The 16683-nt window shown below is 61.7% G+C and carries 11 protein-coding genes; 1 reads left to right on the forward strand and 10 read right to left on the reverse strand.

All coding sequences use genetic code 11. The annotated features are described in order from the left end of the window. Positions 1–78: 78 nt before the first annotated feature. The 4 genes from dnaE to proS all read right to left on the reverse strand — a co-directional run bounded on the left by dnaE (position 79) and on the right by proS (position 7740). Positions 79–3534 (reverse strand): DNA polymerase III subunit alpha, encoded by a 3456-nt coding sequence (gene dnaE / locus JP75_RS02890; RefSeq protein ID WP_035078946.1) that lies wholly within the window; start codon positions 3532–3534, stop codon positions 79–81. An 804-nt stretch (positions 3535–4338) separates the two neighbouring features. Then, positions 4339–5025, reverse strand: coding sequence for an ABC transporter ATP-binding protein (locus tag JP75_RS02895; protein WP_035078949.1), 687 nt, complete (start codon positions 5023–5025; stop codon positions 4339–4341). Continuing rightward, complete coding sequence (locus JP75_RS02900) at positions 5018–6328, reverse strand: ABC transporter permease (protein ID WP_051960229.1); 1311 nt, start codon at positions 6326–6328, stop codon at positions 5018–5020. The genes JP75_RS02895 and JP75_RS02900 overlap by 8 nt, the downstream gene beginning before the upstream one ends. A 62-nt stretch (positions 6329–6390) precedes the next feature. After that, positions 6391–7740 (reverse strand): proline--tRNA ligase, encoded by a 1350-nt coding sequence (proS, locus tag JP75_RS02905; protein ID WP_035078952.1) that lies wholly within the window; start codon positions 7738–7740, stop codon positions 6391–6393. A gap of 295 nt (positions 7741–8035) precedes the next feature. On the opposite strand from proS, the gene JP75_RS02910 reads away from it, so the two are divergent. After that, positions 8036–8359 carry an MmcQ/YjbR family DNA-binding protein gene (locus JP75_RS02910; RefSeq protein ID WP_035078955.1) on the forward strand — a complete coding sequence of 108 codons (324 nt, stop codon included), beginning with the start codon at positions 8036–8038 and terminating at the stop codon, positions 8357–8359. Between the two features lie 373 nt (positions 8360–8732). Here the strand turns inward: JP75_RS02910 and JP75_RS02915 are convergent, their stop codons facing one another. The 6 genes from JP75_RS02915 to nuoL form a co-directional block, all read right to left on the reverse strand. Beyond that, positions 8733–8984, reverse strand: a complete 252-nt coding sequence (locus JP75_RS02915; protein ID WP_035078957.1) for a DUF1467 family protein — start codon at positions 8982–8984, stop codon at positions 8733–8735. A gap of 4 nt (positions 8985–8988) precedes the next feature. Continuing rightward, positions 8989–10662, reverse strand: coding sequence for a ribonuclease J (locus tag JP75_RS02920; protein ID WP_035078960.1), 1674 nt, complete (start codon positions 10660–10662; stop codon positions 8989–8991). A gap of 71 nt (positions 10663–10733) precedes the next feature. After that, positions 10734–11564 (reverse strand): biotin--[acetyl-CoA-carboxylase] ligase, encoded by an 831-nt coding sequence (locus JP75_RS02925; protein WP_035078963.1) that lies wholly within the window; start codon positions 11562–11564, stop codon positions 10734–10736. Beyond that, on the reverse strand, positions 11565–13010 hold the full coding sequence (gene nuoN, locus JP75_RS02930; protein ID WP_035078966.1) for an NADH-quinone oxidoreductase subunit NuoN: 1446 nt from the start codon (positions 13008–13010) through the stop codon (positions 11565–11567). It lies immediately after the preceding gene. A gap of 9 nt (positions 13011–13019) precedes the next feature. Next, positions 13020–14603 (reverse strand): NADH-quinone oxidoreductase subunit M, encoded by a 1584-nt coding sequence (locus JP75_RS02935; RefSeq protein WP_084587441.1) that lies wholly within the window; start codon positions 14601–14603, stop codon positions 13020–13022. Next, positions 14603–16681 (reverse strand): NADH-quinone oxidoreductase subunit L, encoded by a 2079-nt coding sequence (gene nuoL, locus JP75_RS02940; protein WP_035078970.1) that lies wholly within the window; start codon positions 16679–16681, stop codon positions 14603–14605. The genes JP75_RS02935 and nuoL overlap by 1 nt, the downstream gene beginning before the upstream one ends. Between the last annotated feature and the right edge of the window lie 2 nt (positions 16682–16683).

Genomic DNA, 16683 nt, shown 5'->3' on the forward strand with positions numbered 1-16683 from the left:
GGGCTACAGGGTGAGAGCCCCTGAGCGGAGGAGGAAGAGCTTTGCGCTCACCTCCTCTGCGTTTATCCGGCCCCTGCCCTAATTGAAACGCACATCGGTAATGCCGTCGAGCGCCTTGATGCCGCCGGCGACTTCGGCACTGACGGAATATTTGCCCGGCAGTTCGATTTCGTATTCTCGGGCGCCGGCGTCGCGGATCACCACGAAACTCACCGTGCCATTCCCACCACGCTTCAATTGCGCACTGACAGGGCCCAGAGCCTTTTCGCTCGCGGTAAAGATGGTAAGGCGGCGGTCTATGCTTTCCGCCAACCCTTCGATGGGTTTGGCGCCGTTGAGCATGAGGCTGATGCCTTCCGCGCGCTCTTGGGCGCCGACTTCGAGGATCACCGAATTGCCCGGCTGCAGAATGGCGCCGAACTGGGTGATCTGTTCGGAAAAGGCGATGACTTCAAAAGTGCCGCTCTGATCCGAGAGGCTCAGGATCATCATCGGCGTGCCTTTACGCGTTCGCCTGTCGTTACGCGATGAAATGGTGCCGGCCATGCGACCGGCCGAAGCGCCATCTTTCACGGCACGCTCGAAATCGCTCCAGCGCTGGACGCGGAGGCGCTCGAAGAGGTCGGAATAGGCATCGAGGGGGTGGGCGGAGAGATGGAAGCCAATGGCCGAAAGTTCGCGGTCGGCGCGCTCGGTCGAATTCCAGACGGGCACACCCGATGGCAGGCGGAACGGCTCGGGTTCGCTCGAAGCGAACATATTCCACTGGCCTTCGTTGCGCTCAGTGGTCAGGGCCTGGGCAGTGCCGACGACCTGGTCCATGGCGGCGAAGGCAATCTCGCGACGTTCGACCAGCGCGTCGAAGGCGCCGGCATTGACCAGGGTTTCAAGCGTGCGCTTGTTGATCGCCTTGGGATCGACACGCCTAGCGAAGTCACCGAGGTCCTTGAACGGCTTGTCGCCGCGGACTTCCACAATATGCTCTGCAACAGCCCGGCCGACGCCCTTGACGGCGGAGAGTCCGTAATGGATGCGGTCGTTCTTCACCGAGAAGACCACTTCGGAAGCATTGACGCAGGGCGGGACGACTTCGATCTTCTTCTTACCGGCCTCGCGGCGGAAGTCGGAGAGCTTGTCGGTCTGCGCCATATCGAGCGTCATCGAGGCCGCATAGAATTCGTGCGGGAAGTGCTGCTTGAGATAGGCGGTCTGGTAGGACACCCAGGCATAGGCGGCCGCGTGGCTCTTGTTGAAGCCGTAGTTCGCGAACTTTGCCAGAAGATCGAAAATCTGGTCGGCCAGCGCTTCGCTGACGCCTTGCGGGCCGGACCCCTCGCGGAAACGGATCCGCTGATTATCCATCTCCGCCTTGATCTTCTTGCCCATGGCGCGGCGCAGCATGTCGGCCTCGCCGAGCGAATAGCCCGACAGGAGCTGGGCGATCTGCATCACCTGCTCCTGATAGACGATGATGCCATAGGTCTCGTCGAGCACTTCGCTGAGCTTGGGGTGGGGATATTCCACCTCTTCGCGGCCATGCTTACGGTCAATGAAGCTCGGGATATTGTCCATCGGACCGGGCCGATAGAGCGCGTTCATAGCGATGAGGTCTTCGATACGGTCGGGCTTGAGGTCCATCAGGGCCCGGCGCATGCCGCCACTTTCGAACTGGAAGATGCCGTAGGTATCGCCACGGGCATAGAGATTGTATGTGGCCGCATCGTCGATGGGGATGGCGTCGATATCGAGCGCGATGCCACGCTGGCGCACCATCTCCACGGCGTATTGAATGGTGGTCAGGGTTTTGAGGCCGAGGAAGTCGAATTTGACGAGACCGGCGGGCTCGACCCATTTGAGATTATACTGCGTGACCGGCATTTCGGAGCGCGGATCGCGGTAGAGCGGCAGCAGCTCTTGCAACGGGCGGTCACCGATCACGATGCCGGCGGCGTGGGTGGAGGCGTGGCGGAAGAGGCCTTCGAGCGATTTGGCGATTTCGACAAGCTGGCCGACGGTTTCGTCTTCCTCGGCCATCTGCTTGAACTGCGGCACCTCGTTCATGGTGCGCTCGATGGTCCAGGGGTCGGCCGGATTGGCCGGCACCAGCTTACAGATACGGTCGACCTGACCGTAGGGCATCTGCAAGACGCGGCCGACGTCGCGCAGCACGGCGCGGGCCTGGAGCGAACCGAAGGTGATGATCTGGGCGACCTGTTCGGCGCCGTACTTCTTCTGCACGTATTCGATGACTTCTTCGCGCCGGTCCTGGCAGAAGTCGATATCGAAGTCGGGCATCGAGACGCGCTCGGGATTGAGGAAGCGTTCGAACAGGAGATTATAGCGCAGCGGATCGAGGTCGGTGATGGTGGTGGCATAAGCCACGAGCGAGCCGGCACCGGAGCCACGCCCCGGCCCCACCGGAATGCCCTGCGCCTTGGCCCATTGGATAAAGTCGGCCACGATGAGGAAGTAGCCGGGGAATTTCATCTTCTCGATGACGTTCAGCTCGAAATCGAGCCGCTCGCGATATTCCTGTTCGGTCTTGCCGGGGCCAGGGCCGTGGGCGGCGAGGCGCGCGTCCAGACCCGTAACCGAAATTTCGCGCAAGGCGGCAGCTTCGGCGGCCACGACAGCCTCTTCGGTGTCGTGCGAGCCGGCGGCGAATTTGGGCAGGATGGGGCCGCGGGTGCGCGGGCGATAGGCGACGCGGCGAGCGATCTCGATGGTGGAATCGAGCGCTTCGGGGAGATCGGCAAACAGCTCGATCATCTCCGCGCGGGTCTTGAAATAGTATTGGTCGTTGAGCTTTCGGCGTTCGGTCTGAGCCAGAACCGTGCCGCCAGCAATCGCAAGCAGCGCGTCGTGCGCTTCGTATTCCTTGGCGGACTTGAAGAAGGGCTCGTTGGTGGCGACCAGCGGGATGCCCTTGCGGTAGGCATAGTCGATCAGGCGCGGTTCGACGTTGATTTCCTGCGGACGTCCATGGCGCTGCAATTCGATATAGAGGCGATCGCCGAAGAGGTCGGCGAGGCGGTCGAGGCGGCGGATGGCGTTGGCGTCCTGCCCATGGGCGAAGGGCATGTCGATGGCGCCTTCCGGGCCACCGGAGAGACAAATCATGCCAGAGAGGGATTCGGGCGTCAGCCAATCGAGCTTGGCGCGCGCCAGACCGTTTTCGCCCTGCATATAGGCGCGCGAAACGAGCCGCGACATGTTGGCAAAGCCCTCTTCGGACTGGGCCATCATGACGACGCTGGACTTGCCGTTCCAGGCCACATGCCCACGTTCGCTGACACGCTCCTCGGCAGCGGCGAAGTCAATGGCGAGTTCGACGCCGATCAGCGGCTGTATGCCCTTCTTCGTCGCCTTTTCGGAAAATTCGAGGGCGCCGAAGAGATTGGCCGTGTCGGCCAGACCAAGCGCCGGCTGAGCGTCGGCGGCGGCGAGTTTGAGAATCGACTCGAGCTGAACAGCTCCTTCAAGGAGCGAGAAAGCCGAGTGAACGTGCAGGTGGATGAAGCCGGGGCCGCGCATATTAGTCTCCTGCAAGGAGTCTTAGCCTGTCGGGGCCAGAGGTCAAATCACCCCGCCCCCAATCCACAGCGATCAGGCCAAATTCGTCAGCAGATCCATCCAGGTCAGCGAACCGATGGTGAAGGCACCGAGGGTCACGAAGGCGGCGAAGTCCTTGAGGAAATCAATCATCTCTAGCTCCCGTGTTGCTATAATGTTCTTATATGTTTTCTCTTTGTTCCGGTCTAGTGGGCTGATCGGGGAAAGCGGGGACAGGGTTAACGCGTTAGGGATTCGTTAGAAGAGGGGGGGCGCGACGTGAGACGCACACGCGGGATTCGGGACGTGCGGAAGCGCCGGACAGCGTGGGGCTTCCGGGGATGACGGTGGACGGACCCCGGAGCGGCATTCGCCTCGAAGTGTTTTGATAGATGAAGCGGATACCGCTCCGGAGTGCCCTTTTTTCGGGCGGGAACTATCGGCGACCTTTGATCGCTCGTCGCAGGCGGCCAGCCCCGAACGTACGCTGGAGACGATCCAGCGCCGGGCCCCCTCGCTACTGTCGTCTGCAGACCGTCCGTGCGAGGTTGGATGGGAGGGAGAATAGCGCGGGTTTTGGGGGCGGGGATAAGAGGGATAGATTCCCATGGCCACTTCCTGATCTCACCCCTCGTCACCATTGGGCTTTTCCCGGTGGTCCCATGCGGAGGTGAGATGGATTGCCGGGACAAGCCCGGCAATGACGATGGAATGGGGGTGGTCGCGCTTAGAAAGGCCCCCCTCACCCGCCGCTTCGCGGCGACCTCTCCCCCCAGGGAAGAGGTGTCAGAGGCTGTGCGGAACGACCTTGCCGTCCTTGATGGTGACGATGCGGTCGGCGCGCTTGGCGAGGTCGTGATTGTGGGTCGCGATGAGCGCAGCGGCGCCTTCGGTACGGATCAGGCCTTGGAGGGCTGCGAACACGAGATCGCTGGTGCCGGGATCGAGATTGCCGGTGGGCTCGTCGGCCAGGATTACGCGCGGATGGTTGGCGGCGGCGCGGGCGATGGCGACGCGCTGCTGTTCGCCGCCTGAAAGTTCGGCCGGACGGTGGGTGGCGCGAGGGGCGACGCCGAGTATGTCGAGGAGTTCCATGGCGCGCACATTGGCCTCGGCGGGCGATTTGCCCGCGATCAGTTGCGGCATGGTTACGTTTTCGAGCGCGGTGAATTCGGGCAGCAGATGGTGGAACTGATAGACGTAGCCCACCGTGTTGCGGCGCAATTGGGTGCGGCCGCGATCGCTCAATTTGCTGGTCTTGTTGCCGACGATTTCGACCTCGCCTTCCTGCGGGCTTTCGAGGAGGCCGCAGAGATGCAGCAGAGTCGACTTGCCGGCGCCCGAGGGGGCAACGAGGGCGACGAGCTCGCCGCTTTCGACAACGAGATCGGCCTGGTCGAGCACGCGGACCTTGGTTGCGCCTTCGCCATAGTGACGATGGACGCCGGAGAGACGCAGATAGGAATTACTCATAGCGCAGCGCCTCGACGGGATCGTATTGGGCGGCGCGCCAGGCCGGGTAAAGCGTGGCGAGGAAGCTCAGGCCCAGGGCCATGACGACAACCACGGTCACTTCGGTGGGGTCGGTCTTGCTCGGCAGGGCCGAGAGGAAGAAAACTTCCGGCGGGAAGAGCGCGACGCCCAGGGTATTGGAGATGGCCGAGCGGATGGCTTCGGCATTGGCGGCGACGATGAGACCGAGGACTAGGCCGCTCAACGTGCCGACGACGCCGATGGTCGTGCCGGTGATAGAGAAGATGCGCATGATGGCACCGCGCGTGGCGCCCATGGTGCGCAGCACTGCGATGTCCTTGCTCTTGTCCTTCACCAGCATAACGAGGCTCGAAATGATGTTGAAGGCGGCGACGAGGACGATCATCGAGAGGATGGTGAACATCACCACGCGCTCGACCTGGAGCGCGGAGAAGAAGGTCTCGTTACGCTGTTGCCAATCGGTGAGGATGAAGGGGCGGAGGCCGGGCTGATCGGCAATGCGCTGGCGCATCAGGGGAATCGCGTCGGGGTTATCGATGAAGATTTCCGCGGCAGACGCCTGATAGATGCGCTCATAGGCGGCGTCGATTTCTTCGTCCGATGCCATGGGGTCGAGCGGAGGCTGGCCGGGCTTGAGCTGGTCTTCGTAGAGCTTGAAATAGTCCTGGGCCGTCTTCAGCGGCATATACATGAAGAGGCTATCGAACTCGACCATGCCCAGATTGAAGATGGTGCGGACCGGATAAGACTTGATCTGCGGGGTCGAGCCGAAGGGCGTCATGGCGCCGCTATCGGGATTGATGATCTGGACCTGATCGCCGAGGCCAACGCCGAGGGTCTGGGCCAATCGGTAACCGATGGCGACCCCGTCGTTCTCGTCCCAGCTATCAAAACCGCCCTGCTCTGCCGAATTGAACAGCAGGTCGAGCTTTTCAAGATTTTCGGCATCCATGCCGCGTACGGAGACGCCAGTGGAACCGCCGCGGCCGGAGGCGAGCACCTGGCCTTCGACGTAATAGACGGCGAATTTTACGCCTTCCACCTCTTCGAGAGTGGCGACTGCGTCCTTGTAGTCCGTAAATTTGCTCTCGATGGGAAAGGCCGTGAAGTGGCCGTTGAGCCCGAGGATCTTGGTGAGCAGTTCGGCCCTGAAACCGTTCATGACGGACATGACGACGATCAGCGTCGCGACGCCGATCGCCACGCCGACCATGGTGAGGCTGGCGATCACCGAAATGAACGCCTCCTTCCGCCTTGCGCGCAAATAGCGCCCAGCAATCATCCACTCAAACCGGGAGAACGGCCGAGTGGATCGGCCGGCCGGGGCTTGCTGCGCGCTAATAGTCAAATGTCGTTCATCCGCTGCGGTTCGATGAGGCCCTTGAGACGCTCGACCGCATTGGCGAGCGGCAGCGTCTCGCGCTCGCCAGTCTTGCGATGTTTGATCTCAACTTCGCCCGATTTAAGGCCGCGTGGCCCAAGGATAATCTGGTACGGGATGCCGACGAGATCGGCCGTGGCAAACTTGGAGCCGGCGGGCTGGTCGCGATCGTCATAGAGCATGTCGAGACCGGCTGCGGTCAGTTCGCCATAGAGCTTGTCGCAAGCAGCGTCGGTATCGGCATCACCGGCCTTGAGATTGATCAGCACCGCTTCGAAGGGCGCGACGGAGACGGGCCAGATGATGCCGTTTTCGTCGTGCATGGCTTCGATGATGGCGGGCACCACGCGGGTAGGGCCGATGCCATAGGAGCCCATATGCACGGTGATGTCCCTGCCATCGGGGCCGGTGACATTAGCCTTCATGGGCGCGGAATATTTGGTGCCGAAATAGAAGATGTGGCCCACTTCGATGCCGCGCGCCATCAACTGCTTGTCCGCGGGAACAGCAGCGCGGAAGGCTGCTTCGTCGGTCATTTCGTCGGTGGCGGCGAACAACGAGGTCCAATCCTTGAAGATCGGATCGAGATCGCCGCGGAAATCGGTGTCAGCCGGGGGAACGGGCTTGTCGAGCAGATCCTTGTCGAGGAACACGCCGCTCTCGCCGGTGTCGGCCAGGACGTGGAACTCGTAGGAGAGATCGCCGCCAATGGGGCCGGTATCGGCGCGCATGGGAATGCCGACGAGGCCCATGCGGCGGAAGGTGCGGAGATAAGCCACGAACATGCGCTGGAACGCCTTGACCGCCGAGGCTTCATCGAGATCGAAGGAATAGGCGTCCTTCATCAGGAATTCGCGGCTGCGCATGGTGCCGAAGCGGGGGCGCACCTCGTCGCGGAACTTCCACTGGATGTGGTAGAGGTTCAGCGGCAGGTCCTTGTAGGATTTTACATAGGTGCGGAAAATGTCGGTGATCATTTCCTCATTGGTCGGGCCATAGAGGAATTCGCGCTCGTGGCGATCTTCGATGCGCAGCATTTCCTTGCCATAGGCATCGTAGCGGCCCGATTCGCGCCAGAGATCGGCGGACTGAATGGTGGGCATGAGAAGCTGCACCGCGCCGGAGCGGTTCTGCTCCTCTTCGATGATCTTCTGGACCTTCATCAGCACCTTGTAGCCCAGCGGCAGCCAGGAATAGAGGCCGGAGGCTTGCTGGCGGATCATGCCGGCGCGCAGCATCAGCCGATGCGAGGCAATCTCGGCTTCCTTGGGAACGTCGCGCAGAACCGGCAGAAAATAGCGGGAAAGGCGCATGGGAACTCCGAAATTCGTGCTTCGACTCAAGACTTTTGTTGATGCCCACTCAGAGCCCAACCGTCCATACGATTCAAGCATGCAAGCTATGCAGAATCTGCGTGACAGGAAGAAAATGTGTTGTTAGGTTCCTGTCACAATAAAACGAAGGCGGTGCAACCGCCAACGGTCGACAACGTCAAGGGAGGAGCGTTGGCCGCACGCTGTAGAGCGAGCCTAAGACCAACGTATTGTCGATTCAACTTATAAAGCAGGGCCTTTGTGCCCTGCTTTTTTATTTCGGAATCAAGACGTAATGGCTGACTCTGAAAGTTTCACACGAATTGCCCTAGCCCTGCCCGGCGCAACGAGCGGGCCGCATTTCGACCGCACGGCGTTCAAGGTGACGCGCACGTTTGCGACGCTTGCGGCCGATGGATTGAGCGCAAACCTGAAATTCACGCCGGACGAGCAGGAATTCAAATGCCAGCTTGCTCCACAGGTGTTTGAGGCCATCAACAATGGTTGGGGACGTCAGGGCTGGACGACGATATGGCTGGGGGCGGCGACGGAGGAGGATGTCGCCGCGGCGCTGGCCATGGTGCATGTTCACGCGGTGGGGGTGGCGAAGAAAAAATGAAAAAGGGTCTTGTTGCCCGCCCTTCTTCATTTGGCCTGAACATCTCAAACTCGATTGTCACCCCGGCGAAGGCCGGAAGTGTTCATTTCGGCCGCTCGGTTCGTCTGCGAAGTTTTCGTCTCCACGATGCTGCCCTCGGGCTTGCCCCGAGGGCCGATGCGGGAGCCACGGCGCTTATGCTTGCGATGCGTGGCCCTCGGGTCAAGCCCGAGGGCAGCCCGGTGGGTGGGATGAAAAGCGCCCAACACAAACACTCCCGCGAAGGCCGGGGCCGATCCCGAGATCTCAAGATGGGTCCCGGCCTTCGCCGGGATGACAGCCGATGGGTGTTGAAGCACCTCACAAGGCCGCTGCAATTGAGCAGCAGAACACCTCAGCGATTCCAATAGGCCATCAGCGTTTCGTTGGTGAGCACCCAGAGCAGCAGGGCCGTGAAGAAGATGGCGAGGCCGGTGGCGATCAACAATTTTCGACCCATGCGCGGGGCGACCGGCGAGCCGGGGTCGGCACCCGGCACGAGCGCTTCGCCGGTTTCGTGATGGCTGCGCGCGCCGATGGGCAGCACCGCGACGAAGCAGAGCCACCAGACGACGAAGAAGACGGCGGCGATCGATCCCCACTGCATGGCGTCAGACCCTGTGTACGAAGACGTTCACGTTGGGCTTGCGGCCCCAGAAACCATTCACTTCGTTGCGGATGGCCTTGAAGAGCGCCGAGCTGAACACGTCGGGATCCGTGCGGCGCTTGGGCGGCAGGCTCTTGATGGTGTTGGTGACGGTGTCTTCCACCAGCTCAACCAGCGACTCGTCTTCGGTTTCGGGGAGGCCTTCGATGACATAGTCGGGGCCGGAGACGACCTGGCCGTTGGAGTTGACTGCGAGGCTGACGATGATCATGCCGCCGAAGGACAGGCGACGGCGGCCCTTTACGCCCGATTCCTCGGGCGTGCAGAGCACGAGGCCGTCGAGATAGAGTTCGCCGGTGCGGACTTCTGCCGGATAGGCCATGGGCTCGGGGAAGAGCCGGACCATGTCGCCATTGCGCGCTTCGCAGACATTGGGAATGCCTTCTTCGCGGCCGAGCTTGGCGTGGGCAGCAAGGTGCGTGGCTTCGCCGTGCACGGGAACGAGCACCTGCGGCTTGACCCAGGAATAGAGGCGGCGCAGTTCGTCGCGGCGCGGGTGGCCGGTGACGTGAACGAGCGCATCGTTCTGGGTGATGACCTCGATGCCCTTGTCGATAAGCAGGTTCTGGATGTCGATGACTTCGCGCTCATTGCCCGGAATGGCCCAGGACGAGAAGATCATGCGATCGCCGGCGTTGAGATCGATGACCGGATGCTCTCCGCGGGCGATGCGGGCGATGGCGGCGCGGGCTTCGCCCTGGCTGCCGGTGCAGATCAACACGCACTTGTCGCGGGCGATGGTCTTGTAGGCATCCTGATCGTGGAGGGTCGGCAGGCCTTCGAGCATGCCGAGTTCCTTGGCGATGCCCATGATGCGGTGCAGCGAGCGGCCGGAGAGGACCACCTGACGGCCGGCCTGGTGCGCGGCGCGGACGATAGAGACGACGCGGCCGACGTTCGAGGCAAAGGTCGTGACGGCAACGCGGTGCGGCGCTTCGGCGATGAGGGCAGCGAGAGTGGCGCCGATTTCGGCTTCGCTTGGGCTTTCGCCATCCTTGAGGGCATTGGTGGAATCGCAGACCAGCGCCAGCGGCAGGTCGGATTCTGTGCCGATGGCCTTGAAGCGTTCGACATCGGTCGGAGCGCTGACGACGGGGGTCGGATCGAGTTTCCAGTCGCCGGTGTGCAGCACGCGGCCGACCGGGGTCGTAATAAGAATGCTGTTCGATTCCGGGATCGAGTGGGCGACGTTGATCGCTTCGAGCTTGAAGGGCCCGATCTCGAACGGTTTTCCCGGGCGCATGATGCGGACGTCGACGTTTTCGACAATGCCGTCTCCTGCCCGCTTGGCGGCCAGCATGGCAGCGGTGAAGGGGGTGGCATAGACCGGCTTGTCGAAGACGGGCCAGAGATCGAGCACGGCGCCGTAGTGGTCTTCGTGGCTGTGGGTGAGGATCAAGGCGAGGACGTCATCGGCATTTTCCTCGAGAAATTCGGGGTTTGCCATGATGAGTTCGATGCCCGGCAGGTCCGGACCACCGAAGCTGACGCCGCAATCGACGACGATCCACTTGCGGGATTTTTCGGGGCCAAAGCCATAGGCGCCCATATTCATGCCGATCTCGCCGACGCCCCCGAGGGGCACAAAGACGAGTTCATCCCTTTGGTTCTTAGCCATGGGTTTTCTTTTTCCTTTTGCGCGCGGCGCCTGGCGATCTTTGGTCGCTGGTCGTCGCACAGATGTTGTGGTCAGCTTCGGGCGCTGGCCGTTGCCCCAAAATGCACATCGCCCGCCGTGATCACGATCCGCGCGCCATCATCGTCGCGCATGACCAGTCGACCGGACGAGTCGATGGTTTCAAAAATTCCTCGCCGGACGACACCGTCCTGCGAGACGGCGACCGGGGCACCAATGCCCGCGGCCGAACCGCGCCACTGGTTCAAAATCTCAGAGATTCCAGCGCCCTCGTTCCAGAGGGAGAAGGCTTCGACCCAGGCTTCCGAGAGTGCTTCGAAGACGTCTTCAGCACTGCGCTCGTAGCCAAGATCCCTAAGGCTGGTAGCGGGATAGGGCAAACCGGTGGGGGCCGCAATAACATTGACACCGATGCCGATGACGATTGCGTGGCTGCCATCGGCGGCCTTGCCCATTTCGAGGAGGATGCCGGCGACCTTGGCGCCATCGGCGAGGACGTCGTTGGGCCATTTGAGCGCAACGCGGCCGGAGCCGTTCATGGCGTCGGCGCCATCGATACCGATGCGGACGGCGCCCTGCGGCAGGATTTTCGCAAAGGCCTTCTGCATGGCGACGCCAGCGACAAAACCGAGTGTTGCCAGGACGTTGGCGTCTGCATCGGGAACGATGAGGAGGCTGGCGGCGAGGTTGCCCGAGGGGCTTTCCCAAGCGCGGCCACGGCGACCGCGGCCGGCGGTCTGCTTGAGCGCGGCGAACCAGATGCCGCCTGGATCGCCCGCGGCGGCGGCCGCGAGCGCTTCTGAGTTGGTGGACCCTATTTCATCGAACCCGGCCAGCCGATAACCGGCAGACCGGGCCTTTGGGCCGAGTGAAAACTCGGCCACCTAGAACAGGCTTCCCGCGGCTATGTGTGCCCAATTGGTTAGCACACTGCCAACACTGAAGTAGTACGTCACGACAAGGAAGGCACTGATCGCGAGAATGATGTTGAGCTCATTCGGGACCGCGATGAAGGTCGACTTCGGTTCGTCGAAGTACATCGTCTTGACCACGCGCAGGTAGTAGTACGCGCTCACGGCCGACGCCAGAACACCGATGACCGAGAGGACATAGAGGTTGGCTTCGATGGCGGCGAGGAAGACGTGCCACTTGGCGAAGAACCCGGCGAGCGGCGGCATGCCGATCAGCGAGAACATCAGGATGGCCATGATGGCGGCGACGAAGGGACGCGTCTGGGCGGCACCGGCGAGGTCTTCGATGTTCTCGACATAGCCGTCTTCGGTGCGCAACGACAGGATGCAGGCGAAGAGGCCGGCGGTCATGGTGACGTAGATCGCCATGTAGATCGCGACGCCTTCGACACCGACCTGGGTGCCCGAGGAGAGGCCGACGAGAGCGAAGCCGACGTGACCGATCGAGGAATAGGCGATGAGGCGCTTGAGCGAGCGCTGGCCGATAGCCGCGAAGGCGGCGAGGACCATGGAGGCGATCGAGAGGAAGATCACGACCTGCTGCCAATCGTGGGAGATTGGCTGGAAGGTATCCATGACCAGACGGATCATCAGCGACATGGCGGCCACCTTGGGAGCCATGGCGAAGAAGGCCGTTACCGGGGTTGGAGCGCCTTCGTAAACGTCCGGCGTCCACATGTGGAACGGCACGGCCGAAATCTTGAAGGCGACGCCAGCAAGGAGGAACACCATGCCGAAGACGAGGCCGATGGAACGGCCTTCCATGGCAATGGCGCCGACGATCTCGGTGAGGTTGGTATGGCCGGTGAAGCCATAGACCAGCGAGGCACCGTAGAGGAGCATGCCCGAGGAGAGTGCGCCGAGGACGAAGTACTTTAGGCCCGCTTCAGACGCGCGCTTGTCGTCACGCTTGATGGCGGCCATGACGTAGAGCGCCAGGGACTGCAGTTCGAGACCGATATAGAGGCTCATGAGGTCGTTGGCCGACACCATGATCATCATGCCCAGCGTCGCGAGGACGGCGAGGATCGAATATTCGAACTTGTGGACCCCGTTTGCCTCGGAATTGGGCATGGCGAGGATGAGCGAAAGCGCAGCACCGCCGAGAACCAACAGCTTCATGTAGCGGCCGAAGGCATCGGCAATGAAGACACCGTTGAACAGCACGCCATCGGCGGGGTTCAAGATGATCATCAGGCCAGCGGCGGCCATAAGCAGGACAGCGAGCCAGGAGATGAGGACCGACTTCTCCTTGTTGATGGCGACGCCCAGGATCACAAGGACCAGGGCGCCGACTGCCATCAGCAGTTCGGGATAAGCAGGCGCAACGCTCGCGAAATCAATAACGTCAGAGTTCACGGTGCTCTCCTAGTGCGCAGCAGGCTCAGCCGCAGGTTCTGCGGCCGGCGCAGCCTCGCCCGTGGGCGCGGCGTATTCGAGGGGTGCCCTTGCGTCGGCAAGGGAAACGGCGGGATCGAGGCCAATCGAGGTGGCGTAGTGGGACACCAGATTGTTGACCGAGGCGGCCGTCGTATCGAGGATCGGCGAGGGATAGAAGCCGAACACGATGATCAGGATGATCAGCGGGTAGAGAATGATCTTCTCGCGCAGATCCAGATCGAGAATGCCCTTGAGGCTTTCCTTGGTGAGCGCACCGAAGACGACGCGGCGGTAGAGCCAGAGGGCATAGCCGGCCGAGAAGATCACGCCGAAGGCAGCGCCAAAAGCCACCCAGGTATTGACCTGGAAGACACCGAGCATGGTGAGGAATTCACCGACGAAGCCCGAGGTACCCGGAAGGCCGACGTTCGCCATGGTGAAGACCATGAAGGCGAAGGCATATTTCGGCATGCGCTCGACAAGGCCGCCATAGGCGGTGATGTCGCGGGTGTGCATGCGGTCATAGATGACGCCGACCGAAAGGAAGAGCGCGCCGGAAACCAGACCATGCGAGATCATCTGGAACATGGCGCCCTGGATGCCGAGGGCATTGCCCGCGAAGATACCCATGGTGACGAAGCCCATGTGAGCGACCGACGAGTAAGCAATGAGCTTCTTGATGTCGGTCTGAACGAGGGCCACGAGCGAAGTGATGATGATGGCGGCGACCGAGAGCACGAACACGAAGTTCGAGAGCTGGGCCGAAGCATCGGGGAACATGGGCAGGCTGAAGCGCAGGAAGCCATAGCCGCCAAGCTTCAGGAGGATCGCCGCGAGGATGACGGAACCGGCAGTCGGGGCTTCCACGTGGGCTTCAGGCAGCCAGCGGTGGAACGGCCACATCGGCATCTTGACCGCCAGCGAGGCGAAGAAGGCCAGCCAGAGCCAGATCTGCATGCTTTCCGGGAACTGGTGGGTCAAGAGGCGCGAAATGTCGGTGGTGCCGGCGTTCCAATACATGGCCATGATGGCCAGGAGCATCAGGACGGAGCCGATGAAGGTATAGAAGAAGAACTTGTAGCTCGCCTGGATGCGGCGCTTGCCGCCCCAGATACCGATGATGAGGAACATCGGCAGCAGAGTGCCTTCGAAGAAGACATAGAACATGGCGAGATCGAGCGTGGTAAACACGCCGATCATGAGGACTTCCAGAATGAGGAAGACCAGCATGTATTCCTTGACGCGCTTGTCGATGGCTTCCCAGCTCGCGAGGATACAGAACGGCATCAGCAGAGCCGAGAGCACCACGAAGAGCACGGAAATGCCGTCGACGCCGACGCGATAGCCGATGCTGTCACCCAGCCAGGGATAGTTCACGACGAACTGGAAGCCCGGATTGGAGGCATCGAAGGCGGCCCAGATCCAGAGCGAGAGGGCCAGGGTGACGAGGGTCGTCACCAAGGCCGTCCAACGGATCGCGTTGAGCGCCGTCTTTGGCGTGACCAGAACCAGTGCCGCGCCGAGGAGCGGCAGGAAGGTCACGATTGAGAGGATAGAGTTCTCGAAGGTCATCAGATCAGTCCCCCGGCCGCGATGGCCCAGGTCAGCAGCGCCGCGATGCCGATCAGCATGGCGAAGGCATAGTGATAGAGGTAGCCGGACTGGAGTTTCACAACCCAGGAGGTGACGTTCTGAACGCGACGGCCGAGGCCCTCGGCGATCTTGCCGTCGACCAGCCAGTCATCGAACCCATGCCAGATGGCGCGGCCGATCCAGAGCGCGGGGCGCACGAAGATCGTGTTGTACAGTTCGTCGAAGTACCACTTGTTGAGCAGGAACTGGTAGAGGCCGGGATTGGCGGCTGCCAGCTTGCCCGGGATATCCGGACGACGGATGTACATGTACCAGGCGGCAACGAAGCCGATGATCATGGACACCGTGGCGCTCCACTTCACCCAAGTCGGCACATGGTGCGCCGCTTCGATGATCTCGTGGTCGATGAAGATCGAACCAGCGAAGAAGTGCTCGATGTGTTCGACCTCGTGGAAGAACATGCCGTAGAAAACGACACCGGCAAGGACCGCGCCGACAGCCAGCACATAAAGCGGCACCAGCATGACGTTGGGCGATTCATGGGCATTGTCGTAGGCCGAGCCGTGGTGGCCATGGCCATGGTCATCATGGGCGTGATCGTCGTGAGCGTGATCATCATGGGCATGAGCGTCATGGCCATGAGCGGCTTCGCGCGGCGTGCCGTGGAAGGTCAGGTGCACCAGGCGCCAGGAATAGAAGCTCGTGAACAGAGCCGCGATGACCAGGAGCCAGAAGGCGAAGCTGCCGATATTGCCGCCGACCGCATAGGCCGATTCAATGATCGAGTCCTTGGAGAAGAAACCGGCGAAGCCGAAATTGGTGCCAGGGATGCCGACGCCGGTGAGAGCAAGGGTACCGATCATCATCATCGCATAGGTGATGGGGATCTTCTTCCTGAGGCCACCCATGTTCCGCATATCCTGCTCATGGTGCATCGCATGGATGACCGAGCCGGCGCCGAGGAACAGCAGAGCCTTGAAGAAGGCGTGGGTGAAGAGGTGGAACACACCGGCCGAATAGGCCCCAGCCCCAAGCGCGACGAACATGTAGCCGAGCTGCGAACAGGTCGAGTAGGCGATGACGCGCTTGATGTCGTTCTGAACGAGGCCGACGGTCGCCGCGAAGAACGCGGTGATGGCGCCGATGACGATCACGACATTGAGGGCGAAAGGCGAAAGCTCGAACAGCGGCGACAGGCGGGCGACCATGAAGACGCCGGCGGTGACCATGGTTGCGGCATGGATGAGCGCCGACACCGGGGTCGGGCCTTCCATGGCGTCCGGAAGCCAGGTGTGCAGCAGGAACTGCGCCGACTTGCCCATGGCGCCCATGAAGAGCAGCAGGCAGATGACGGTCATCGCATCGAGGTTCCACGAGAGGAACCGGATGACCGGCAGGCCGGTGGTCGCGAATTCGTCGGCGGCATGGAAGGCGCCGTCGAAATCGATGTGGCCGAGCACGAGGAAGGCACCGAAGATGCCGAGGGCGAAGCCGAAGTCACCGACGCGGTTGACGATGAAGGCCTTCATGGCGGCGGCGGTTGCGGAGGGCTTGGTGTACCAGAAGCCGATCAGCAGGTAGGAGGCCAGACCCACGCCTTCCCAGCCGAAGAACATCTGCAGGAAGTTGTCGGCCGTCACCAGCATGAGCATGGCGAAGGTGAAGAGCGAGAGATAGGCGAAGAAGCGCGAACGATGCGGATCGTCGCTCATGTAGCCGATCGAATAGAGGTGAACGAGGGCCGAAACCGTGTTCACGACCACCAGCATGATGGCGGTGAGCGTATCAACGCGAAGAGTCCAGCGCAGGTCCATGTCGCCGACCTGGATCCAGCGCATGACTTCGACCTTGAGGACGGCCGTATGACCATCGCCCACGGCGCCGACAAGGCCATCACCAAAGGCGACGGGGATGAACACGAACCAGCTCAGCACCGCTGCGATGAGCAGCAGGCCGGTGGTGATGAACTCGGATGGCCGGTGGCCGATGGACCGGCCCAACAGGCCGGCAATAAGCGCCCCGACGAGGGGCAGGAAAACAATCGCCTGAATGATCATAG

The sequence above is a fragment of the Devosia riboflavina genome (genome assembly GCF_000743575.1).
In the GTDB taxonomy this organism is placed as follows: Bacteria; Pseudomonadota; Alphaproteobacteria; order Rhizobiales; family Devosiaceae; genus Devosia; species Devosia riboflavina.

Coding starts and splice junctions, on each gene's coding strand:
- proS (WP_035078952.1), bottom strand. CDS start 7,740: ATGCGCCTTTCCCGCTATTTTCTGCCGGTTCTGCGCGACGTTCCCAAG.
- JP75_RS02900 (WP_051960229.1), bottom strand. CDS start 6,328: ATGATTGCTGGGCGCTATTTGCGCGCAAGGCGGAAGGAGGCGTTCATT.
- JP75_RS02915 (WP_035078957.1), bottom strand. CDS start 8,984: ATGCAGTGGGGATCGATCGCCGCCGTCTTCTTCGTCGTCTGGTGGCTC.
- JP75_RS02935 (WP_084587441.1), bottom strand. CDS start 14,603: ATGACCTTCGAGAACTCTATCCTCTCAATCGTGACCTTCCTGCCGCTC.
- dnaE (WP_035078946.1), bottom strand. CDS start 3,534: ATGCGCGGCCCCGGCTTCATCCACCTGCACGTTCACTCGGCTTTCTCG.
- JP75_RS02910 (WP_035078955.1), top strand. CDS start 8,036: ATGGCTGACTCTGAAAGTTTCACACGAATTGCCCTAGCCCTGCCCGGC.
- JP75_RS02895 (WP_035078949.1), bottom strand. CDS start 5,025: ATGAGTAATTCCTATCTGCGTCTCTCCGGCGTCCATCGTCACTATGGC.
- nuoL (WP_035078970.1), bottom strand. CDS start 16,681: ATGATCATTCAGGCGATTGTTTTCCTGCCCCTCGTCGGGGCGCTTATT.
- JP75_RS02920 (WP_035078960.1), bottom strand. CDS start 10,662: ATGGCTAAGAACCAAAGGGATGAACTCGTCTTTGTGCCCCTCGGGGGC.